Source organism: Haloechinothrix halophila YIM 93223, assembly GCF_000504245.1.
In the GTDB taxonomy this organism is placed as follows: domain Bacteria; phylum Actinomycetota; class Actinomycetes; order Mycobacteriales; family Pseudonocardiaceae; genus Haloechinothrix_A; species Haloechinothrix_A halophila.
This window is the reverse complement of the sequence record NZ_KI632509.1, coordinates 5,098,736-5,119,121: the sequence shown is the minus strand read 5'-3', so window position 1 is coordinate 5,119,121 and position 20,386 is coordinate 5,098,736. Positions and strand designations below refer to the sequence as shown.

The window sequence follows — 20,386 nt, the reverse complement described above, 5'->3', positions numbered from 1 at the left end:
CGAAGGGGCCGGCTCATCGTGGATTTGGTCGCACGAGCAACCCGGGGACAGCTGTCCTCGCGGGAGGAGACGGGTGGGCAAGTCAGGTCCGGTGGACAAGTCGTTTGATATTTCGAAGCAACTGGTGTGGGAGGCGTATCGGCGCGTTAAGGCCAATAAGGGTGCCGCTGGGGTGGATGGCGTGACGATGGAGATGTTCGAGACCGATCTGCGGAACAATCTGTACAAGATCTGGAATCGGATGTCGTCGGGGACGTATTTTCCGCCTGCGGTGAAGGCGGTGGAGATACCGAAGCCGCATGGCGACGGGACCCGGATCCTTGGGGTTCCGACCGTGGCGGACCGGATCGCGCAGACCGTGGTCGCGCTGCAGTTGGAACCCCGGACGGAGTCGATCTTTCATCCCGACTCCTACGGGTATCGGCCGGGCAGGTCCGCGCATGATGCGCTGGCCCGGTGCCGGACGCGGTGTTGGAAGAAGGACTGGGTGCTCGATCTTGACATCCGTAAGTTCTTCGACTCGCTGGATCACGGTCTCGTCGTCAAGGCGGTCAAGGTCAATACCGACCGCAAATGGGTGCTGCTGTATGTGAAGCGGTGGCTCACAGCGCCGCTGCAGCTGCCCGATGGCACCCTGGTCGAGCGGGATCGCGGTACCCCGCAGGGATCGGCGGTCTCCCCGGTCCTGGCGAATGTGGTGCTGCACTACGCGTTCGACATGTTCCTGGCTCGGGAGTTCCCGACCGTGGAGTTCGAACGTTACGCCGATGATGCGGTCGTGCACTGTGTGACCGAGCGCCAAGCCCGCCAGGTGCGGGCGGCGCTGGCCGAGCGGCTGGAGGGTCTGGGGCTGCAACTGCATCCCGACAAGACCCGGATCGTGTACTGCAAGGACAACAATCGGCGCGGTGCGTACGAGCACACGTCGTTTACGTTCCTGGGCTACACGTTTCAGCCGCGAGCAGCGGTGGACAAGGGCGGGACGCTGTTCGTCAGTTTCCAGCCTGCCGTCAGCAAGGACGCGCTCAAGAAGATGCACGCGCAGGTCCGCCGCTGGCGGCTCCACCGACGCACCAGGTACGACCTGGACGAGCTCGCCGAGGCGATCAACCCGATCGTGGCGGGCTGGATTAACTACTATGGCCGGTTCTACCGGTCGAAGATGTATCCCCTCCTTCAGCGCATCAACACCTACCTGATGCGCTGGGCAGGCAAGAAGTACAAGCGACTGCGCGGCTACCGCCGCTTCACCCAGTGGTGGTTCGGACTCGTCGATCGAGAGCCCGAACTGTTCACCCACTGGCGGTGGGTGCGCACGTTTGCGGGACTGCGATGAGAAGAGCGGAGTGACGGGAGACTGTCACGCTCCGTTCTGAGGGAGCCCGGGGGTGAGATTCCCCCGGGCCACCCGACTCTCAGCCGAGCCATGACGTCTCTTGGTTCGAATAAGAAGCATGCGACTAGACGGCTGGGTACACGCCTCGCCGCGTACCGAGGATCCGCAGCGCGCCCGCACAACGATGGCGATGGTCGCCGATGAGATCAGGTGCGCGGTCAGCCACCGGTGAGTCAGGGGGAGCCGTCCTGCTTGGTGTCGTCGGTGACGCCGTCTGGGTCGGTAGGGACGAGGCGCCGCTGCTCGGCGACATCAGCCGGGTTGGCGTCCAGTGTGGCGCTGGTGATCAGGTTGGCGTCGTCGAGCGAGTCGCCGTCGACGATGGTGATGGCCGGGCGCTCTTGCTCGATCGCATCGGCCTGGGGTTTGACGTCGTTCATGGCGTGTCCTCCCTCCCGGGAGGGCGCTCCGGCCGCCGTCGCTGTCACCGGGGCCAGAGCGCCCGCGACTCTAGGCGTTGAGCTTCTTGCGATCGTCGCCTCCACTGATGGCGATCTTGTGCGGCTTGGCCTGCTTGGCCGTCGGGACACGGATGGTCAGCACCCCGGCGTCGTAGTCCGCCTTGATGTTGTCGGTGTCCAGGGTGTCGCCAAGGAACAGCTCCCGTGAGAAGACACCGCGCGGTCGTTCGGCGATCTGGACATCGGCGTCATCGCCGAACTCGGCCTTGCGCTCTGCCTTGACCGTGAGCACGTTGCGTTCGACGTCGAGGTCGATCGAGTCCGGTGACACACCGGGCAGATCGAGCTGCACGACGTAGTCGTCGCCGGAGCGGTAGGCGTCCATCGGCATCGCCGCCGGCCTCGCCGACGTGCCGGTGTAACCCAGGAACTGCTGGGCAAGCCGGTCGAGCTCCCGGAATGGGTCGGTACGCATCAACATCGACATGTCCTCCAACTCTCCCTTCTGCGGACGTGCCGCCGGGTGGCACCTCTGACTCATACCTACATCAAGAACTATAGGTTTTATTCATGGTTTATACAAGATATCTTGGATACGACGAGAGAATGAGTCGCCTGTCGTGAGGAGCATTTCGGGGTGAGTGATCTGGACAAGCTCGACGATCCGGCCTACCCGGCGTTCACGATCGGGCAGGCAGCGGCACTGCTCGGCGTGCAGCAGGCCTTCCTGCGAAATTTGGATAATGCGGACATCGTCAAGCCGGAGCGGTCCGAAGGTGGCCATCGGCGCTACTCCCGGCGGCAGCTCGAGACCGTCGCCCGGATGCGCGACTTGCTGGACCAAGGCCACACCATCGCCGCGGCATCACGAATCCTTGGGCTCGAGAATGAGCTCGCCGCCGCGCATGAAGAGATCGACGACCTACGCGAGCAACTCGAGCAGTCCGATGATGACGACGCGGCTATGTAGCCAGTCGCGCGGGAGTTATCGGTGCCTGTCTGATCTCATCAGAAAATGTTCGTCGGCTGTGTCGAAGTGGTGTGGTGGGCTCCGACGTAGCAGGTGAAGTGGGAGTTCACCTGACTATGAGGAGGAAGCCATGCGCACCCTGATCACGACCGCCTTCGTCTCCCTGGACGGCGTCATCGAGGCCCCCGGCCCGGATGAGAACCACCGCAGTGCGGGCTGGACGTTCAATGACATCGACTTCCAGCCCGAGGTCTATGAACTGAAGGGTCGCGAGCAGGACGAGGCCACCGCGATGCTGCTGGGCCGGGTCAGCTACCAGCAGTTCAGCCCGGTCTGGCCGACGATGACCGAGGAGTTCGCCGGGTACAACGCGATGCCGAAGTACGTCGTGTCGTCAACACTCAAAGACGACGACCTCGTCGACAACTGGGGCGAGACCACCATCCTGCGCTCGCTGGACGAGGTGGCGGCGTTGAAGGAAACCGAGGGCGGGCCGATCATCGTCCACGGCAGCGCCACGTTGAACCGCAACCTCTCCGACGCGGGCCTGATCGACCGCTACCACCTGCTGGTGTTCCCCGTCCTGCTCGGCGCGGGCAAGCGGCTATTCAGCAACGCCGACGCCGACAAAACCATGCTCACAGTCATCGAAAGCGAAACCTACCCCAACGGCATCCAGAAACTCGTCTACGACGTCATCCACTGACCCGCCGAGGCAGAGCCGATAGCGAAACCCCAGGTCCTCTGTGGCAGGGCCCGGGGTTTCGCTTGTCGGTGCGGATCAGTGATCCCGCGTCGTGTCCGATGCGCCGGGCCTTGGCTCGAGGACGACGACCGCGGTCTCGGACGAGCGTCGCGCCGCGTAGTCGTCCAGGCTGGTTTCGATCTCGCGCCAGCGGGCCCACAGCCGCGACCGCTCGTCAGCTGTCGCGGCGTGAGCACGCACGAGCCGCCGCCCGCCGACCAGATCGACGGTCGCGTCCGGGTATGCCTGCAGATTGAGCCACCAGGATGGCTCGCCCTCACCCCACCCGTTCATCGCCAACGAGACCAGGTTCGGACCGTCCTCGAAGTACCCGATGAGGACGCTGCGCTGTTGGCCGGTGCGGCGCCCAGTGGTGGTGAGCCGCAGGGTGCCCCAGCCGTTGACGCGTGGTCGCCACAGTCCGAGCCGGCCGGCCGTGACCTTGTATATGCCCGGTGTACCGACCAGGCCGTGCGGATGAACCAACGCGGCGGGAGTCGCGGTGCTATCTCCCCGTGCTCGACGGACATGGCGGCCTCCCGATATGCCTGGCTGGCAGCGATCACAAATAGTACGAATAGGACGCCAGCCTAGCCGTGTCCGCAGCTGGCAGGCAGAGTTGACGCAGTTCGGATGGACTTCGGGCCCACTCGGCGCAGTCGAGAGCATCGAGCCGTGATCCGGACATGAATCCCGTCACCGCAGCGGGCGCAGTAGTTGCTGGCTGAGGCTGGTTTCGAGCCATGACTGGTAGCGCTGGCGGCTCCAGCGTCGGTGGCGTCGTAATAGTTGGTATAAGTGCGGTGCGGAGAGGGCGTACACGATGTCGGCCGCCGTTGCGGCGTCGAGGCCATCTCGCAGGACGCCCCGCTCGTGGAGTCTCGCGGTGAACGCCGAGCACACCTCGAGCGTGGCCGCGGCGCCCGCGTCGGCGATGGCGCGCATGTCCGGATCGGCGCCCGCTGCCTCGACGCTGACCATGATGAGATCGCCCGCGCGTTCGAACAGCGGCACGACGTACGCGACGAACTGCCTGACCGCCACTGTCGGGTCCGGTGCTTCTCGTGCCGCGATGATGTCGGGCCGGTCGGCCACGCGAACCGGTTCCTCGTCGCCGACCGTCGCCACGCCGAGGGTGTGCCCGAACAGCGCTGCTTTGGTGGGGAAGGCGTCGTAGAGCGTTCGTTCCCCGACGCCCGCGGCTGCAGCGACCTCCTTCATCGTCGTGGCGATATAGCCACGCTCGACGAACAGCCCGGCGGCGGCGTGCCGGATGCGGGCCCGGGTGGCTGCCGCGGCCGCTTCCCGTCGTGGTGACCGATAGTGCCGCTTGACTGAATCGGACATGTGGGTCATTCTATCATTTGACCGCAGTATAACTGCGGCGAATATCCCGGAGGCAGACATGACACGTCCTTCGCTTGCAGGCGTGCATCACGTGAAGATCCCGGTCACCGACTTGCCGCGCTCGCAATCGTGGTACGAGCGCGTATTCGGGTTCCGCGCCCTGTTCGAGTTCCCGGACGGCGACGGCGTGGTGCGGGGTGTTGCCGGGGAGCTGCCCGGCTTCGGCGATACGCTGGTCGCCTTCCGGGAGAACGCGTCGGCCGCGCAGGGATGCCAGGATTTCGATCCCGTCGGTTTCGCGGTGCGGGATCGCGCCGGCATCGAGGCGTGGGCGGAGTATCTGGACGCGCTCGGCATCGCTCATTCACCCGTCATCGACGCGTCCATCGGCTGGCTGCTGGTGCTTCACGACCCGGATCGCATCGAGCTTCATCTGTACTCCTGGGAGTCGCACGGCATAGACCAGACCGGTCGCGCCGGTTACGGGCGCCGGGTCGGCCAGGCCGAAAGCGGTGCGTGAGTCATGTGCTTCAGCAGCCGTCGGGGCCACATGCTGGCCCGTCGGCGGTCTGCTCGCTGACCACGGTGACCGGTTGGCGTTCGCGCCATGCCCTGCGCAGCGTCTGCAGAATGATGTCGCTGGATTGCGCGCCCGGTATGGCCAGCCTGCCGTCGACGAGGAACAGCGGCACGCCGCTGATGCCGACGTCGGCTGCCGCGCGTTCGTCGGCACGTACCGCGTCGGCGTAGGCGTCGGAGGCCAAGACGTCGCGCACCTCGCCGGGATCGAGACCGGCGTCCGTCGCGAGCCGTTGCAGGGTGTCGTGCTCGCCGATGGCTTCGCCCTCGGTGAGGTAGGCGCGCAGGAACCGCTCCTTCACGGCGTGCTGCCTGCCTCGGTCGGCGGCGAGGTGGACGAGCCGGTGCGCGTCGAAGGAGTTGCCTGGTCGCGCACGATCGAGGTGGAACCGCAGGCCGGATTGGGCGGCGGTGTTGGTCATGCGTCGCACCATGTCCTGGCCGCCCTCGACCGAGGTGCCGTACTTGCGGGCGAGCATCTCGGCGTAGTCGCCCTCGCGGACGGCAGGGGCGGCGGGGTCGAGCTCGAAGCTGCGCCACACCACCTCGACCTCGTCGGCGTGCTCGAACTGGGCGAGTGCGAGGTCAAGGTGGGCTTTGCCGATCGCGCACCACGGGCACACGATGTCCGACCAGATGTCGATCCTCATACCCGGTGCAACACGCTGAGGCCCTGGTGTCTTCCTGGGTCTAGTTCGCAGTGGCCGCGATACGCTTGGCCGTCTCGATCAGCTCAGGTAGCGCGGGATAGTCCCCCAGGGTTTCGCCTCGATACAGGTAGTGGATGGTGCCGTCGGTGCCGAGGATGACAAGTCCGGGGGCTTGTAGCGGGTGATCGGTGATTCGGCCCTGGCGGGCGTGGCGCGCCGACCGGAGATACTTCCACCAGGTCGCGGGGCTGAGTAGCTTCCACCACCGGATGCGGTGGATGTTCAACGTCTCATAGAGCCGATGTTCCGGATCGAGCAGCAGTGGGAATCCGATGCCGTTGGCCATGAGATGGCGCGCCTGGTAGTCGGCCGCGCCGCCGACACCGAGCAGCACGAACCCCCAGCCCTCAAGTAGTTCCCGCTTGGTTTCGAGCTCACGCAGGTACGCCTGGCACGGCATGCACCCGAAGTAGCGCACCAGCGGCACGATCGCGGGCGACGTGAGCCGTGCCGCCAGCTCGACGGGTTGGCCGTCGACGTCGGACAACGTCAGGGAGTCAATCCGGTCGCCAGCGTGAACAGGTCGTCGCATGGGTCTCCTTAGTGGGAACTCGAGCTAGTGTCGCGTGTTTGAAGTCGTTTGACGATTTGCTTTCTTCAGGATCTGGTCTGGAGTTTTGGTCCAGATGAAGGGGTGGCAGCGGTCGTTCCAGCCGGTGATGAAGGCGCGGATTTTGGTGTTGAGGTCGCGCACGGAGCGGAAGCTGCCGCGGTGGATGGCTTGGCGTTCGATGATGCCGAACCACACCTCGACCAGGTTGAGCCACGACCCGGAGGTCGGGGTGAAGTGCACGTGGATCCGTGGGTTGGCCGCCAGCCAGTCGCGGACCTCGACGCGCTTGTGGGTGGCGTAGTTGTCCATCACCAGATGCAGTTCACGATCGGGATAGGCCTTGGCGACCTGCTTGAGGAAGGCGAGGAACTCCTGATGCCGGTGCCTTGGTTTGCAGGCCGCGGTCACCGTGCCGGTGGCGATCTCCAACGCGGCGAACAGCGTGGTGGTGCCGTGGCGGACGTAGTCGTGGGTCCGCCGCTCGGGACGTCCGGGCTGCATCGGCAGCATCGGCTGAGTCCGATCCAGCGCCTGGACCTGCGACTTCTCATCGACGCAGAGCACAGCGTGTCAAGATTTTTGTGGATGTTTGGGCCTGTTTATCCTTTTCGTTGCTTTTGATGAGTGGTCGAATCCGTCACTGTGTGTGACGGCGCGTTAGAGGACGAGCCGGTCGCCGAAGAGGACGGCGAAGTGGTTGAGCGCGGCTTTCCACCCGTAAGTGCCGGTGCCGCGTTCGCCCTTGGCGCGAACATGACCGTCACCGTCGATGTAGCGTCCGGTGACGTGTCGGATGCCGAGATAAAGCAGCTTCATCGCGGCGTCCTCGGTGGTGAAATGTCCTCTGTTTTTCATGATTTTCCGCAGTTGAAAATTCAATGATTCGATCGCGTTAGTGGTATACACCACTTTTCGTATTTCTTTCGGGTATTTGAGGAACGGAGTGAAGTCTTCCCAGGCGCGATCCCACGCGGCGAGCATGCCTGGGTATTTCGTGCCCCACTCTTTACGGAGATGCTCCAGCGCTATCTCGGCGGCTTCGGCGTTGACGGCCGTGTAGATCGGTTTCAACGCGGCGGCAACCTTCTTGCGGTCGGAATAGGACACGTATTTCATCGAATTCCGGATCAAATGAATCACGCAGGTTTGCACCTCGGCTTTCGGCCACACAGTGCGGATCGCGTCCGGCAGTCCGGTCAGCCCGTCGCAGCACACGATCAGTACGTCTTCCACGCCGCGGTTCTTCACCTCGGTCAGTACCGCTAGCCAGTGGGCCTTGCTCTCCCCCTCGGTGGGGCCGATCCACACACCCAGCACGTGCTTGAACCCGTCGACGTCGACACCGGTGACGATGTAGGCCGGCCGGTTGATCACCACCCCGTTGGTGCGGATCTTGACCACCAGCGCGTCGATGTAGGCGATCACATACACCTGGTCCAGCGGACGGTTCTGCCACGTCTTGATCTCGTCATGCACCACATCGGTCACATTCGAAATCAGCTCGTGGCTCGCCTCGGCGCCATACACCTCGAGCAAATGATCCTTGATATCGCGGGTGGTCATCCCTTTCGCATACAGCGACAAGATCATGTCATCGATCTGGCCGAGCCGACGCTGATGCTTCTTCACGATCCGCGGTTCAAACCCGCCCGTGCGGTCCCGCGGAACCTCGATCTGGACCTTACCGGTGTTGGTGGTGACCGTCTTCGCCGAATACCCGTTGCGGGAATTGCCCGTTCCGCGTCCCGCAGCGTCGTGTTTCGCGTACCCGAGATGCTCATGCATCTCCGCGCCCAACGCCCGCTCGATCACCGCCTTACTCATCTGATTCAGAATGCCGTCCGGGCCATCCAACGGCGTCCCCGACGCTTTCGCGTCAGCCAGAATCCGATCAATACCCTCCGGCGAGACCAGCTCCGCCAACCGCCGCGAAGCCTCCTCCGCCGCCGAGCCCTCGACCGCATCCTGCGCCTTGTCCGTCGTCACGTAGCGTTCCCTTCCACCGGCCCGGACCCTCCGGCCCACCGATGATCATGGCCCGCCCACTTCCACAAAAGATCTTGCACCCCCGCAGAGCACGATCGCGTTCTCCGGAGGCGCCAGATACAGCCCCACCACATCGGTGACCTTGGCGACCAGCTCCGGGTCGGTGGAGAACTTGAACGTCCCGGCCCGCCAGGGCTGCACGCCGTACGCGCGCCACGCCCGGGCCACCGTGCCGTTGCTGATTCCCAGCCGGGCAGCCAACAGCCGACTCGACCAGTGCGTCACCCCGAGCTTCTTCGGTGGCGGCTTCAACGTCGCCGCCACGACTTGGCGATGATCTATCGCCCGCGGCCGACCCGAGCGCGGCTCATCGTGCAAACCGTCGATACCCAAACTCTCGTAGCGTTCCCGCCAACTGATCACCGTCGGCCGCGACACCCCCACCCGCTCGGCGATCGCCGTATTCGACACCCCCTCGGCGGCCAGCAACACGATCCGAGCCCGCTGCACCAGCCCAGCACGCACCGATGAACTCCGCGTCAACGACACCAGCCGCTCACGATCACCATCACGCAACACCAGAGCAGCCGCAGCACGATTCGCCATGCCGCATTCTGACACTCACCGAACCGTCAAACCACTATCGACACGCGACACTAGTGCCGCACGTCATCGACGATGAGATCGGCTTTCTCGTCATGAAACGCGATCAAGCCCGCGATTTTCTGGCTTTCCGGAAACGGTGTCCGATACGACCATGCGACATCGGGATGGAGGGTGTCACCAATCCGTGCCGAATAGTATTCCGCGGTGCCTTTATAGGGGCACCGGGTCCTAGTTTCGCTGGGTTCGAGCAGGTCCATCCGGACGTCGATCTTTGGTAGGTAGCACCGTGTTGGCACGTTGGTCTCGAACAGCAGCCGAGGCTGGTGCGATTCGGCGATCATCACTCCACCGATGGCCGCTCGCACGTGACGTGAGCTCACGAGAATGTCGATCCGGGTGTAGGGATCGCGTGGGTGGACGTAGATTTCCTCGTCTTCCTCGAACCAGGAGTCGACCGCTTTCCATCGGAACCGGACGTGATCGCGTAACCGCTCGATGGGCGAATCGGGGTAGGTGATCACGCCCTCGGGTGCCTCACGCTCGCCGAGCTTGAGGGTGTGCAGATGTGCTTCGCCAAGCCCGGCCCGGTGCTCCGTGCGTTCGGCGGGACCGATCAGTTCGGTGCGCACGTCCTGGCGCGGAAAGTAGTACGCGGGATGGTGCGGCCGCTCCCATACGAGCAGTGGTTGGGCGGAGTCCGCGACGACGTGTCCCGCGAGCATCGCACGGACCCGTTTGGTGCTGGTTTCGACGTGTACGGCACCAGCGTCCGTGGCGGCTAAAGCGGGGTGACCGCTGGGCGGGCTGCTGACGTCGTACGGCTCTGCCATGGCCTTCCTCCCGCTTCGATACTGACGGCCACTTCACCATCGGCAACACGGGAGTGCTGCGGCGATTGTCAGCGGGATGACACGACCGGCGTATGACGACGCCGGACGCTGTCCGGTGACGCCCTGGCCCGCGCATCGCCATTGACCGCCGGTCATAGCGTCAGAAGGGATGCTCGCGTCACGCTGCTTCAGTCGTGACCTCGGTGCTGATCTCGATGGCACCGCGCACGCTGCGGGCGACCGGGCATTTGTCGGCATGAAAGCCGTGAACCCGCTCGATGACCGTAGTGTCCGCGTCGGCGTCGACGGTGAGCCGGTATCGCACGTGGATGCGTTTGAGTACCAGCACGCTGCCTTCGAACTCGATCTCGCCTTCCGCGTCGGCCCGGAGACGACCGCCTCCGGCGGGGATGCCGCGCGCTTCGAGCGCGCCCCCGAATGTGCCAGCCAGTCAACCAGCGGCTGACGCGACGACGTAGTCGAGCGTGGTGGCGTGCGGCGGGCTGTCCTGCGGGCTCACGCCGTAATGCTCGGCGACCGCACCGTGCACGCCGAACGCGATCGGCTCCGGCTCAGCCGGGAGCGTCGCCCAGCGGAGGGGGCCGTTGTCTCGCTCGACACTGACATGCGATCGGTACGCGACCTCACCCATCTGGCTGCTCCTTTCTCCTGCTACGGCCATGGTAGTCGCGCTGTCACCGTGGTACATGAATGATTCTCGCGAATCGGGCGCTGCCTGGATGCTGGTCGCTGCCTCACCGGGAGAGGTGCCGCCGCGTGCTCACGGGGCAGGCATTGACGCGACGACCCGGCGCAGTGGCAACGGCAGTCGTTGGCGGCTCGTCGTGCGGCGACGCAGTATCCGCTTCGCGTCGTCGACCCGATGTGGGTCGAGATCGGGCACGTAGAGCGAGTCGACCAGCAAATCCGTACTGTCTGGTGCGGTCAGGTCCAGGCGGAAGACGCGCCGGTCGTCGCTGACGATGTCGAAGCCGTGCGTGCGTAGCAGGCGGGCGAGACCGTCGCGCGCCTCTGGGTTGGGCCAAGGCTGCCCTCGGATGCCGAGCGCCCGCATCACGGTGAGCCAACCGAGCCAGCCCGCCGGTGACAGACCTAGCCCGGCGGGAACCAATGCCGCCAGCGTGGCGCCCGGCCGCATCACCCGGTTCAGCTCACCGAGCACGTCGTCCAGCGGGGTTACCACTGGCAAGCACATCGCGGCGCACACCGCGTTGAGCGAGCGGTCCCGCAGCGGGAGTGCGTCGGCGCTGGCCCGCACGAGGGGACCCCGGCCTGCCTCGCGGGCGGCGGCGAGCTCGGCGGCGGAGAAGTCGAGACCGACCCAGTGCGCGGTGGGCAGGTGGTCACGAGTCGGCGCGGATCCGCACGCGAGGTCCAGCATGGGCTCGTCGATGCCGCGCAGTGGCTCGGCCAGCCACTCGTACGGCGAATGGTCAGTGCGCGTGAGTAGCCGTTCGGTGATGGCGGGCCGGTGGTCATGGAACTCGCCGACATAGTCGCGCCACTCGGTCACGCGGGGTCGATCCGCGTGGTCGGTGCGCCGTGTGCGCGCTCGATGAGTGGGCAACCGTGTTCGGTGTCGGTGTCGATGAGTTCGTCCGCGCGTGCGTCAAGCGCGGTGAGTTCGTCGCGGAGCCGCCGCAGGTCGGCGATGTGTTGATTGATCTCGTTGACCTGGCGTCGCAGGGTCTGCCTGACGTAGTCACACGGCCGTTCACCCTGATCGCGGAGCGCCAGGATTTCCCGGATTTCGTCGAGCCGCAGTCCCAGCCGCTGTGCGGTCTTGATGAACACCAGCCGATCGGTGTCGTGCTCGGTGTAGGCACGGTATCCGGCATGGGTGCGCGCTGGTTCGGGTAGCAGCCCGATGCTCTCGTAGTAGCGGATGGTTTTCGGGCTGGCGCCGGTCTGGCCCGCGAGCTCGCCGATGCGCATGTCGTTCACCTCGGTTCCATTATCGCCGCCCGCCCGGCCAGATGGTGATAGGCATGTTCACCACGATCCCGGGTTCGGTGACGGCGATGTCGCCCGCCCGCTGTGCCTGCTGGATGTCGTCAGCGGCCGTGAGCAGGGCGGGTTCGGCATCGGGTTGCCATTCGACCAGGTGCACCGCCCGCAGCGGCGTGTAGCCGGGATCGCCGGGAACGGTGCTGAACACGTCGGGTTGAAAGCCGAACGGGCCACGGTCGTCGTCGGGCTGGATGCCATTGGTGAACACGTATACGGGTGCGACGAGCCTGTCGCTCACCTCGGCCAGTGAAGGCACGTGGACGACAGGGGAGCCGCCCATCATGTCGGTCAGGGTCGTCGCGACCTCGGCGTCGGAAGCTTCGGTGTGCAGGAACTGAATTCGTTCACCGTCGTAGTACCCGGTCACCGGAGGTGGTAGCGCACCCGTGTCAGTGCTCATGCCATCGCTCATGCCAGCCATGGCTCCTGCGTCGTCTGCGTCATCCTGGGTGGTGACGATCCAGCTGCCGACGCCGATCACGATGGCGGCGACGGCGAGCGCCGCCGTCCACGGCACCCACCAGGGCCAGTGACGCCGCGCTGGTTCGGTCGCGGTCTCGTCGGTGGTCTCACGCGGTGACGTCATGCGTGGGCTCCTTGGCTGTCGCGGTGGTGGTCGCTGGGTGCCCCGATCGGAGTGGCGAACCGGCGCCAGGCGCGCGGGGAGAGCGCGGCCAGGCCGAAGGAGTTGAGCAGCACCACGGTGACGCTGGTGGCCATCGCGAGCATGGCCCAGGCGGGGTGCACCAGTCCGGTGGTAGCCAGCGGCACGCCGATGCCGTTGAACGCGAATGCCAGCGCGAGGTTCTGCTTGGTCCGCCGATAGGAGTCGCGGGCCACGTCGAACGCGTCGGCGACGGCCGCGAGCCGGTGTCCGATGAGGATGACGTCGGAGCTCTCGATGGCGATGTCGGTGCCCGCGCCGATGGCGATGCCGATGTCGGCCTGCATCAGCGCGGGCGCGTCGTTGATCCCGTCACCGACCATCGCCACACGGTGCCCTGCCGCCTGCAGCGCGCGTACCTGCTCGGCTTTGCCGTCCGGCCGGACACCCGCGTGCACAGTGCTGATGCCGACCTGCTCGGCGACGGCGGTCGCGGTGCGCTGGTTGTCGCCGGTGAGCATGAGCGGGTCGATGCCGCGTTCGCGCAACGCGGCGATGGTGTCGGCCGCTTCGAACTTGACTGGATCGGCGATCGCGATCGCGCCCCACACGGTGTCGTCGACCAGCACCATGACCACGGTGTGGGCACTGGCCTCGAGATCGGCCACCCGCGCGGACAACTCGTCCAGCCCGTCGGCGGCGGCGAGGCTCGCCTTGCCGACGATGACCCGATGGCCTGCGACCGAGCCGGACACGCCCTCGCCGACCCTGGCCTGGAAGTCACGCACCTCGGCGATGTCGATGTCGTCCGCTTCGGCCCTGGTGACGATCGCGCGCGCCAGCGGATGTTCCGAGGGGTCTTCGACGGCGGCGGCCAGCCGCAGCATCTCGTGCTCGTCGCGTCCGGCAGCGGTCACGACGCTCGTCACGCGGGGCGCGCCCTGGGTGAGGGTGCCGGTCTTGTCGAGCACGACCGTATCGATGCGGCCGAAGACCTGAAAGGCGTCAGCCGAGCGCATCAGGATGCCGCGCTCGGCCGCGGCGCCGCCACCGCGAATCATCGCCAGCGGGGTCGCCATGCCCAGCGCGCACGGATAGCCCATCACCCCCACCGCCAGCGCGGCGAACACGCCGCGGCGCACATCGGCTGACCCGGTGACCAGCCACGCGCCGAGCGTCCACCACAGCAGCGCGCTCGCGGCGATGAGCAGCACCGCGGGCACGAACACTCGCAGGATGCGATCCACCAGCGCGAGAAGCCCCGGCTTGAGCGCACGGGCCTCCTCGACGTAGCGCACCACGGTCGCGAGGAAGCTGTCCCCGCCGGTTCTGCTGACTTCGACCAGCAGCGTGCCGGTCTGGTTCACGCTCCCGCCGATCACCTCATCGCCCGATGTCTTCTCCTCGGGGATGGGTTCGCCGGTGACCATCGACGTGTCCACGCTGGAGGCTCCGCCGGCCACGAGACCGTCGACCGGGATCGCTTCGCCGGGGCGGACGCGGACCAGGTCACCAACGGCGACGTCGTCGATGGACAGCTCCTGCTCGGTCCCGTCGCGGACGACCCGTGCCACCGGCGGTTGCAGGTTGAGCAGTTTGCGCACCGCTTCCGAGGAGCGGGCGCGCACCTTGATCGAGACGAACGAGGACAGCAGATGGTAGGTGGCGATGAATATCGCGGCCCCTAGGAAGTGCGCGGCCGGAAACGTCGGCTCCACCAGGCCGATCAGTCCGCCAGCGATACCACCGAGCGCGCCGACCACCATCAGCACGTGCTGGTTGAGGATCCCGCGACGCAGTGACGCCACCGCCATCCGCAAGAACGGCCAGCTCGCCACGAACACCACCTGGATCGCCAGCGCGAGCATGATCCACGGCAGCAGCGCGAAGTGGTACCCGGCCAGCATCAGCAGCATCAACCAGCTCGCGATCGCCGTCGCCGCAGCGGCGGCGGCCAGCCGCCATCGCGCTTCCGCGAGCTCTGCTTCGGCCTCGGCCAGCGCGGCGACCTTGCGCGGATCGCGGATCGTGTACCCGAGGTCGCGCAGCAGCTCGCGGACCTGTCCTGCCCGCACCCGCTGCGGATCGTGAACGACCAGCGCTTCTTCGTGCGCCAGCGACACACTCACCTGCTCGACGCCGTCCATGCGCCCCACCGCGCGCTCGATGGTGTGTGCGCAGAACGAGCAGTGCATCCCCCCGATCGTGACCTGCAACCGGCCCGAGTCGGGTTCACCGGCCTCGTCGGTGGCTGTCACGAATCGCGCCCGGCATCGGCGACCGGGAACCCGAGCCGTTCCAAGCGTGCGGCCACGGCGTCGGCGTCAAGGCTCTGGTCATCGAAACGGACCCGCACCACCTGGGTATCCGGATCGGCGGAGACTCGCCGCACGCCATCCAGGCGCCGCAAGCCGGTCTCGATGTTGCTGGCGCATCCGCCGCAGTGAATACCGCTCACGGTAAAGCGTCGTTCTGCCATGCTGCCTCCCTTCCGTAAGACCAGTGTTGACCTTCCAGTCGACTGGAAGGTCAAGACCGATCCAGTGGGCCGCTGAGATGCGGCCACGGAGGTGGTCAGCTGTCGACACGAGTACGCACACTTCGCACGTCACGATCGTGTCACGCGGATCGCGTTGTGTTACGCGTGTAACCGAACTCCTTGGTGGATGCGGCCACGGTGAGGGCGGCACCGAGAGTCGGTGCCGCCCGGGAAAGGAGCTTCTATCGTGTCCACTACCGCTCACATCACCCAAGCTGGGTTCGGAGCCCGTCTCGTCAACGGTGCCATCGCCGGCGTTGTCGGTGGCGTCGTGTTCGGGATGCTCATGGCCATGATGGACATGCTGCCCATGGTGGGCATGCTCATCGGCGTGGAGAACGCCTTCGTTGGCTTCCTGGTGCATCTGGTCAACTCGGCGGTCATCGGAGCCATCTTCGGGTTGCTCGCGTGGGGATTCGCCGACAAGATCGCCGCGGTTCTCGGCGCTGGAGTGGTGTATGGCGTTATCTGGTGGGTACTCGGGGCGTTGATCGTCATGCCGTTGTGGCTGTCGGTCACGGCCGATTCGGGGATGTCCGACATGGTGTTCAAGGTCGGTAGCGACCAGTGGATGAGCCTGATGGGCCATGTCATCTTCGGCCTCATCGCCGGTGGTGTGCTGTACGGCTTGCGCCGCCGCGCACGCTCATGACCACATGCAGTTCCCGTGCCGTCAAGAGGCGCAGCAGGAGAGTGTGGCGATGTCACGGGTGAAGGCTTGGGCGGCGAGCTTGATGCCTTCGGCCATGGTCAGATACGGGCACCACAGGTTGGCCATCTGGTGCACGGTCATGGTGTTGGCGAGGGCGTAGACGGCGGTGGTGATCGCGTCGCCTGCGTTGTCGGCGAGGACGTGGGCGCCGAGTAGTCGTCCGGTGCCGCGCTCGGCGACGAGCTTGATCAGGCCGCGGGTGTCTCGGTTGACCAGGGCGCGCGGTACGTATTCCAGGGGCAGTACCCGGCACTCGCAGTCGTAGCCGTGCTCGACGGCCTGGGTATCGGTCAGCCCGGCAGCGGCGATGGCAGGGGTGGTGAAGGTGACTCGCGGCAGGTGGTGATATTCCAGAGTCCTGCCCGCGCCGTCGAAGGCATTGTCGACCATGACCGCGCCGTGCGCGGCGGCGACATAGACGAACTGGGGATGGCCGGTGACGTCTCCCGCGGCCCAGATCCTGGGGTGGTGACTGCGTAGGTGGTCGTCGACCACGATCTCGCCACGGGCGCCGAGTTTCACCCCGACCGCGGGCAAGTTCAGGCCATCGGTGGTCGGCGTCCGTCCGGTGGCCACCAGCAGGTTGTCGGCACGCGCCGTGCTGGTGTGTCCGTCGCCGTCGCGCAGGCTGACGACAACCTGCTCGTCGCGTCGCTCGGCGGCCGTGATCGTGGTGCCGGTGTGCACGGTGATGCCCTGGTCGGTGAAGATCTGCCGCAGGCCAGCCGAGATCTCGGGCTCCTCGTTCGGCGCTAGTCGGTCGAGCATCTCCACCACGGTCACGCGCACGCCGAGGTGGGCGAACAGTTGCGCCTGTTCCAGGCCGACGTAGTTGCCGCCGATCACGATCAGCGATTCCGGCAGGGCCGCGAGTGCCATGGCCGTCGTCGAGGTGAGGTAGTTGACCTCGTCGATCCCGTCGATCGGTGGCACGTACGGGGTCGAGCCGGTCGCGACCAGGTAGTGCTCGGCCGTGATCCTGGTGTGGTGCCCGTCGGCGAGGTCAACGTGCAGCGAGGGACCGTCGACGAAGTGTGCCTGGCCGTCGAGGATGTCCCACCCGTATTCGGCGGCGAGATCGACGTACTTGTCCGTGCGCAGGTTCGCCACCAGCTCCTGGGTGGCACCGGACAGCGCCGCGGCATCCACCGGCTCTGCGCTGGTGTGGATGCCGGGGAAGTGCTGGTCGAGCGCGACGTGGCGGGCCTCGGCCGCGGCCAGCAGTGCCTTGGACGGCACGCATCCGGTGTTCACGCAGGTTCCGCCCACGGTGCCACGCTCGATCATCACTACGGTCTTGCCCTTGCGCCGGGCGCTGATCGCGGCGGCGAACGCCCCACTGCCAGAACCGATGATCGCCAGGTCGTAGCTCATTGACGTCCTCCGCTCTCATATCTGTCTATGCGGATGAGTCTATGATATAAACGTCGCATCTGCATGAGCGGATGTCTCAACAAGGGCGGAGGGAGTGCTGGCCGGTGAGCAGACGATCCACGGTGCCATCCACACTGCTGCCGTCGGAGGCGAGCGGAGTGGAGATCGTCGCCAAGTTCTTCCGCGCGCTGGGTGATCCGGTGCGGTTGCGGTTGCTGGAGTTCCTGCTGCACGAGGAACACACCGTCACCGAATGCGTGGCCCATATCGGTCTGTCGCAGGGGCGAGTTTCCACTCATCTGGCCTGTTTGGCCGACTGCGGTTACGTGCGGGTACGCCGCGCGGGCCGGTTCGCCTACTACCAGGTCACCGATCCCCGGGTGGCCGAGCTGGTGATGCTGGCCCGATCGCTCGCCGCCGACAACGTCGACGCGCTCGCGAACTGCCTGCGCATCGACACGTAGGGCTGGGAAGGCACTGTGCGCCCTGGCGGACTGGTCGGGTTCAGTGTCAGCCAATGCTGATCCTTACAGTGAAGGGCCGTTTCAGGTGGTCCGTTTTCGGCTGTTAGTCGGCTATGGCCGGTTCCTCATCCGCCGGGGTTGAACGTCCCGGGGCGGGGCTGCATCTCGGGCGCGGCGTAGGAGTCTTCCCACGGGAACTTGCCCGCTTTGTCGTCGTAGCTCAGCTGCAGTGCCGGAACCGAGAACACGGGAGGCCGTTGGTAGTGGCGGTTGGCCCCGAAGACGATGTCCCCCGGGTTCGGTACCGGTTCTGGGATGATCCGGTGCGGCCAGCCGTCGAAGGTGATCAACTCGCCGGCGACGAGATCCGCGCCGCCACGGATGCGTTCGCCGAGGTCGTTGAGTACCCCGTGCGCGGTCCCTATGGGGACCCCGATGATGAGCAGCTCCGGGTGGCCGAGGCCGAACAGTCCGATCGTGTACGCGAATGGCGGGCCATCGTCCAGCTCGCTACCGCAGCCCGGATGGCCGCATCCCTCGGATCCGACGTACTGGATGAACCAGCCGTATCGCCGGATGATCGCGGATATGTTGGCGTCCTCCTGGTCAAGCCACGCCTGGGTCCGCGGGTCGGTCATGGGGCACCTCCTAGAGTTGTCGAACTTGTATTCGACAACTCTAGGAGTGGGTACCGACAATCGCGGACGACGTGAGGTGTCAGCGCCCGTGCGAATCATGGGCTGAGCTCAGGCCGTGCGCACCACACGGACACGCCGCCGCGCTTGCCTGGCTGCGTACCCCGTCATCGCTGTCGATGATTCGCTACGCCGAATGAGAAATGTCGTCACGGAGACGGGACGCGGTTCGCCAGTTGTTTGCGCATCCTGGTGAACAGCTTGGGGTTGTTCATGGCGAGCACGCCGACCGTGTCGCCGCCGCTGCGATACGCGACGACGAATCTGCGGTCGCTGGGTGAACCGTCGACCACCTCGACTTCGTCCGGCTGGCCGAGCTCGCCTGCGACCTGCAGCCGGACCCCGTACTGGTCGGACCAGACATAGCCGCTGGGCCGGTAGTGCTCGACGGTGGCGCCCGCGAGCAGGTTGCGGATCGCCGTCGCCGGCTGTTCGGCCGCGTTGGTCCAGTGCTCGTGCCGCACCGTGCCGCCGGTCGCGGTGCGATACCGTGCGACGTCGCCGACGGCGACAACCGACGGCAGCTCGGTGACGCATCCGGGGTCGCACAACACGCCGTTATCGAGGGTGAGACCCGACCCGGCGAGCCAGTCGGTGGCCGGTCGCATCCCGATCCCCATGACGACGACGTCGGCGGGCAGCTGGGTCCCGTCTGTCAGCCAGATCCCGGTGACCCGCCGCCCGTTCCGGTCGCTGACATGGGTGATCCCGCCGACCCGGTTCCCGCAGCGCAGGCTCACCCCGTGGTCGGTGTGCAGCGCGGCGAACACCGACCCCATCGCGTCGCCGAGGGTGCGTGACAGCGGCACATCACCCGCCTCGACCAGCGTCACGTGAAGCCCGAACTCGTGACAGGTGGATGCGATCTCCGCGCCGATCCAGCCCGCGCCGACCACGACCACCTCGCCCGCGCCGCTGGTCAGCTCGGCGCGCAGCGCGATCGCGTCTTCGATGGTGCGCACTGTGTGCAGTCCCCGCATGTCCTCGGTTCCGGGAAGGCGGCTGGCCTTGCCCCCGGTCGCGATCACCACACCGTCGCTGTCGATCTCCGCACCATTCGACAGCCGCACTCGCCCGGTGGCGGGATCGAGCTGTTCCGCCCTGACGCCAAGCAGCCACTCCGCGTCGAGCTCGTCGTGATCGTCCTCGTCGCACAGCCAGAGGTCGTCGACGGCGGCTCGCCCCGCCAGGAACCCCTTGGATAGCGGCGGCCGATCGTAGGGCCGGTGCGGCTCGTCGCCGACGACGACGATGCGTCCGTCGAAGCCCTGCTGCCGCAACTGCTGCACCGAGTGCAGACCGGCGAGGGAGGCGCCGACGACGGTCACCGTCCTCATGCGACTGCCTCGCTCGCGGTCGCCTCGACGGGCTCGGCGGCCGGCTGGTGGATGCGCTCGTGCGCGCTGGTGTCCACGTAGACGTAGTTGTCGTGGACCAGCACCACGTGGGTGCGGACCGGCTTCTTCGCGGGGAGGCAGCTCGGCATCCCGGTGCGCAGGTCGAACAGGGCGGCATGCAGCGGGCATTCCACGAAGCACCCCTCCAGCCAGCCATCCGACAGCGAGGCGTCCTGGTGGCTGCAGGTGTCGTCAATCGCGTACAGGTCGCCGTCGGCGTTGAACACGGCGATGGGCACATCGGCCTGGATGCGGACCGACTCACCCGGAGGCAGGTCCGTCAGGGCGCAGGCTGGAATCATCGGAGCCCTCCAGTTGCTTTATAAGAAACTCTGTGTGTAATGCGCAACAGCACGCTGCTAGCGATAGTGCCGAAGCCACCCCGGCGCGTCAAGGACTATCCAGGGTCAAGGTTCCACTAGTTGCGTTTAGCGCTTACAGTTGCGT

At 66.1% G+C, this 20,386-nt stretch carries 25 protein-coding genes and 2 pseudogenes; 7 read left to right on the top strand and 20 right to left on the bottom strand.

Going from position 1 to position 20,386, the window contains the following annotated elements; all coding sequences use genetic code 11:
- Positions 1-73 precede the first annotated feature (73 nt).
- Positions 74-1,336 carry a group II intron reverse transcriptase/maturase gene (gene ltrA / locus AMYHA_RS23430; protein WP_231104874.1) on the top strand — a complete coding sequence of 421 codons (1,263 nt, stop codon included), beginning with the start codon at positions 74-76 and terminating at the stop codon, positions 1,334-1,336.
- Between the two features lie 233 nt (positions 1,337-1,569).
- Here the strand turns inward: ltrA and AMYHA_RS23425 are convergent, their stop codons facing one another.
- Both AMYHA_RS23425 and AMYHA_RS23420 read right to left on the bottom strand, forming a co-directional pair.
- The gene (locus AMYHA_RS23425) at positions 1,570-1,776 is read right to left on the bottom strand and encodes a hypothetical protein (RefSeq protein ID WP_034274615.1); all 207 of its coding nucleotides are present in this window, start codon (positions 1,774-1,776) and stop codon (positions 1,570-1,572) included.
- Between the two features lie 70 nt (positions 1,777-1,846).
- Complete coding sequence (locus AMYHA_RS23420) at positions 1,847-2,278, bottom strand: Hsp20/alpha crystallin family protein (protein ID WP_034278574.1); 432 nt, start codon at positions 2,276-2,278, stop codon at positions 1,847-1,849.
- A 156-nt stretch (positions 2,279-2,434) separates the two neighbouring features.
- On the opposite strand from AMYHA_RS23420, the gene AMYHA_RS23415 reads away from it, so the two are divergent.
- Together AMYHA_RS23415 and AMYHA_RS23410 are read left to right on the top strand one after the other, a co-directional pair.
- Entirely contained in the window at positions 2,435-2,767 is a 333-nt protein-coding gene (locus AMYHA_RS23415; protein WP_034274613.1) for a helix-turn-helix domain-containing protein, read from the top strand.
- Positions 2,768-2,897: 130 nt separating this feature from the next.
- Positions 2,898-3,473 carry a dihydrofolate reductase family protein gene (locus AMYHA_RS23410; RefSeq protein ID WP_034270230.1) on the top strand — a complete coding sequence of 192 codons (576 nt, stop codon included), beginning with the start codon at positions 2,898-2,900 and terminating at the stop codon, positions 3,471-3,473.
- Between the two features lie 75 nt (positions 3,474-3,548).
- Here AMYHA_RS23410 and AMYHA_RS23405 read toward each other — a convergent pair whose 3' ends face one another.
- Together AMYHA_RS23405 and AMYHA_RS23400 are read right to left on the bottom strand one after the other, a co-directional pair.
- A complete protein-coding gene (locus tag AMYHA_RS23405) occupies positions 3,549-3,998 on the bottom strand; it encodes a nitroreductase/quinone reductase family protein (RefSeq protein WP_196776955.1) in 450 nt (149 codons plus the stop codon).
- Between the two features lie 210 nt (positions 3,999-4,208).
- Positions 4,209-4,859, bottom strand: a complete 651-nt coding sequence (locus AMYHA_RS23400; RefSeq protein ID WP_034274610.1) for a TetR/AcrR family transcriptional regulator — start codon at positions 4,857-4,859, stop codon at positions 4,209-4,211.
- 82 nt (positions 4,860-4,941) lie between these two features.
- On the opposite strand from AMYHA_RS23400, the gene AMYHA_RS23395 reads away from it, so the two are divergent.
- Entirely contained in the window at positions 4,942-5,379 is a 438-nt protein-coding gene (locus tag AMYHA_RS23395) for a VOC family protein (protein WP_231104873.1), read from the top strand.
- A gap of 10 nt (positions 5,380-5,389) precedes the next feature.
- On the opposite strand, the gene AMYHA_RS23390 is transcribed toward AMYHA_RS23395, so the two are convergent.
- The 6 genes and pseudogenes from AMYHA_RS23390 to AMYHA_RS23365 form a co-directional block, all read right to left on the bottom strand.
- Positions 5,390-6,088 carry a DsbA family oxidoreductase gene (locus AMYHA_RS23390; RefSeq protein ID WP_034274606.1) on the bottom strand — a complete coding sequence of 233 codons (699 nt, stop codon included), beginning with the start codon at positions 6,086-6,088 and terminating at the stop codon, positions 5,390-5,392.
- Between the two features lie 40 nt (positions 6,089-6,128).
- Positions 6,129-6,680, bottom strand: coding sequence for a peroxiredoxin-like family protein (locus tag AMYHA_RS23385; protein WP_034274604.1), 552 nt, complete (start codon positions 6,678-6,680; stop codon positions 6,129-6,131).
- Positions 6,681-6,704: 24 nt separating this feature from the next.
- A pseudogene (locus tag AMYHA_RS23380) lies at positions 6,705-7,265 on the bottom strand (IS630 family transposase); the annotation flags it as partial.
- A 93-nt stretch (positions 7,266-7,358) separates the two neighbouring features.
- Complete coding sequence (locus tag AMYHA_RS23375) at positions 7,359-8,624, bottom strand: IS256 family transposase (RefSeq protein ID WP_034277011.1); 1,266 nt, start codon at positions 8,622-8,624, stop codon at positions 7,359-7,361.
- Between the two features lie 123 nt (positions 8,625-8,747).
- Positions 8,748-9,293: pseudogene (locus AMYHA_RS23370) on the bottom strand (IS630 family transposase); the annotation flags it as partial.
- Between the two features lie 50 nt (positions 9,294-9,343).
- Entirely contained in the window at positions 9,344-10,123 is a 780-nt protein-coding gene (locus AMYHA_RS23365) for a DUF427 domain-containing protein (RefSeq protein WP_196776953.1), read from the bottom strand.
- 169 nt (positions 10,124-10,292) lie between these two features.
- Here AMYHA_RS23365 and AMYHA_RS28505 point away from each other — a divergent pair, with 169 nt between their 5' ends.
- Entirely contained in the window at positions 10,293-10,589 is a 297-nt protein-coding gene (locus AMYHA_RS28505; RefSeq protein WP_034274598.1) for a hypothetical protein, read from the top strand.
- Here the strand turns inward: AMYHA_RS28505 and AMYHA_RS23355 are convergent.
- The 6 genes from AMYHA_RS23355 to AMYHA_RS23330 all read right to left on the bottom strand — a co-directional run bounded on the left by AMYHA_RS23355 (position 10,575) and on the right by AMYHA_RS23330 (position 15,237).
- Positions 10,575-10,775 carry a hypothetical protein gene (locus tag AMYHA_RS23355; protein ID WP_034274595.1) on the bottom strand — a complete coding sequence of 67 codons (201 nt, stop codon included), beginning with the start codon at positions 10,773-10,775 and terminating at the stop codon, positions 10,575-10,577. The genes AMYHA_RS28505 and AMYHA_RS23355 overlap by 15 nt on opposite strands.
- Positions 10,776-10,904: 129 nt before the next feature.
- A complete protein-coding gene (locus AMYHA_RS23350) occupies positions 10,905-11,657 on the bottom strand; it encodes a methyltransferase domain-containing protein (RefSeq protein ID WP_034274593.1) in 753 nt (250 codons plus the stop codon).
- Positions 11,654-12,079 carry a heavy metal-responsive transcriptional regulator gene (locus AMYHA_RS23345; RefSeq protein WP_084037664.1) on the bottom strand — a complete coding sequence of 142 codons (426 nt, stop codon included), beginning with the start codon at positions 12,077-12,079 and terminating at the stop codon, positions 11,654-11,656. Before AMYHA_RS23345 ends, AMYHA_RS23350 begins: the two co-directional genes overlap by 4 nt.
- 19 nt (positions 12,080-12,098) lie before the next feature.
- Complete coding sequence (locus AMYHA_RS23340; RefSeq protein WP_051400236.1) at positions 12,099-12,740, bottom strand: DUF7482 domain-containing protein; 642 nt, start codon at positions 12,738-12,740, stop codon at positions 12,099-12,101.
- A complete protein-coding gene (locus tag AMYHA_RS23335; RefSeq protein WP_196776952.1) occupies positions 12,737-15,016 on the bottom strand; it encodes a heavy metal translocating P-type ATPase in 2,280 nt (759 codons plus the stop codon). Before AMYHA_RS23335 ends, AMYHA_RS23340 begins: the two co-directional genes overlap by 4 nt.
- On the bottom strand, positions 15,013-15,237 hold the full coding sequence (locus AMYHA_RS23330) for a heavy-metal-associated domain-containing protein (RefSeq protein ID WP_034274591.1): 225 nt from the start codon (positions 15,235-15,237) through the stop codon (positions 15,013-15,015). The genes AMYHA_RS23335 and AMYHA_RS23330 overlap by 4 nt, the downstream gene beginning before the upstream one ends.
- Positions 15,238-15,484: 247 nt before the next feature.
- Here AMYHA_RS23330 and AMYHA_RS23325 point away from each other — a divergent pair, with 247 nt between their 5' ends.
- A complete protein-coding gene (locus AMYHA_RS23325) occupies positions 15,485-15,949 on the top strand; it encodes a hypothetical protein (RefSeq protein WP_051400235.1) in 465 nt (154 codons plus the stop codon).
- Between the two features lie 21 nt (positions 15,950-15,970).
- On the opposite strand, the gene merA is transcribed toward AMYHA_RS23325, so the two are convergent.
- Positions 15,971-17,383 carry a mercury(II) reductase gene (gene merA, locus AMYHA_RS23320; protein ID WP_034274588.1) on the bottom strand — a complete coding sequence of 471 codons (1,413 nt, stop codon included), beginning with the start codon at positions 17,381-17,383 and terminating at the stop codon, positions 15,971-15,973.
- Between the two features lie 104 nt (positions 17,384-17,487).
- Here merA and AMYHA_RS23315 point away from each other — a divergent pair, with 104 nt between their 5' ends.
- Complete coding sequence (locus tag AMYHA_RS23315; protein WP_034274586.1) at positions 17,488-17,847, top strand: ArsR/SmtB family transcription factor; 360 nt, start codon at positions 17,488-17,490, stop codon at positions 17,845-17,847.
- A gap of 125 nt (positions 17,848-17,972) precedes the next feature.
- Here the strand turns inward: AMYHA_RS23315 and AMYHA_RS23310 are convergent, their stop codons facing one another.
- From AMYHA_RS23310 to AMYHA_RS23300, 3 genes are all read right to left on the bottom strand, one after another.
- Positions 17,973-18,485: a DUF4262 domain-containing protein gene (locus AMYHA_RS23310; protein WP_034274584.1), complete on the bottom strand. Its 513-nt coding sequence runs from the start codon at positions 18,483-18,485 to the stop codon at positions 17,973-17,975.
- A 206-nt stretch (positions 18,486-18,691) separates the two neighbouring features.
- Positions 18,692-19,879, bottom strand: a complete 1,188-nt coding sequence (locus AMYHA_RS23305) for an NAD(P)/FAD-dependent oxidoreductase (RefSeq protein ID WP_034274582.1) — start codon at positions 19,877-19,879, stop codon at positions 18,692-18,694.
- Positions 19,876-20,241, bottom strand: a complete 366-nt coding sequence (locus tag AMYHA_RS23300) for a bifunctional 3-phenylpropionate/cinnamic acid dioxygenase ferredoxin subunit (protein WP_034274580.1) — start codon at positions 20,239-20,241, stop codon at positions 19,876-19,878. The genes AMYHA_RS23305 and AMYHA_RS23300 overlap by 4 nt, the downstream gene beginning before the upstream one ends.
- Positions 20,242-20,386: the final 145 nt, after the last annotated feature.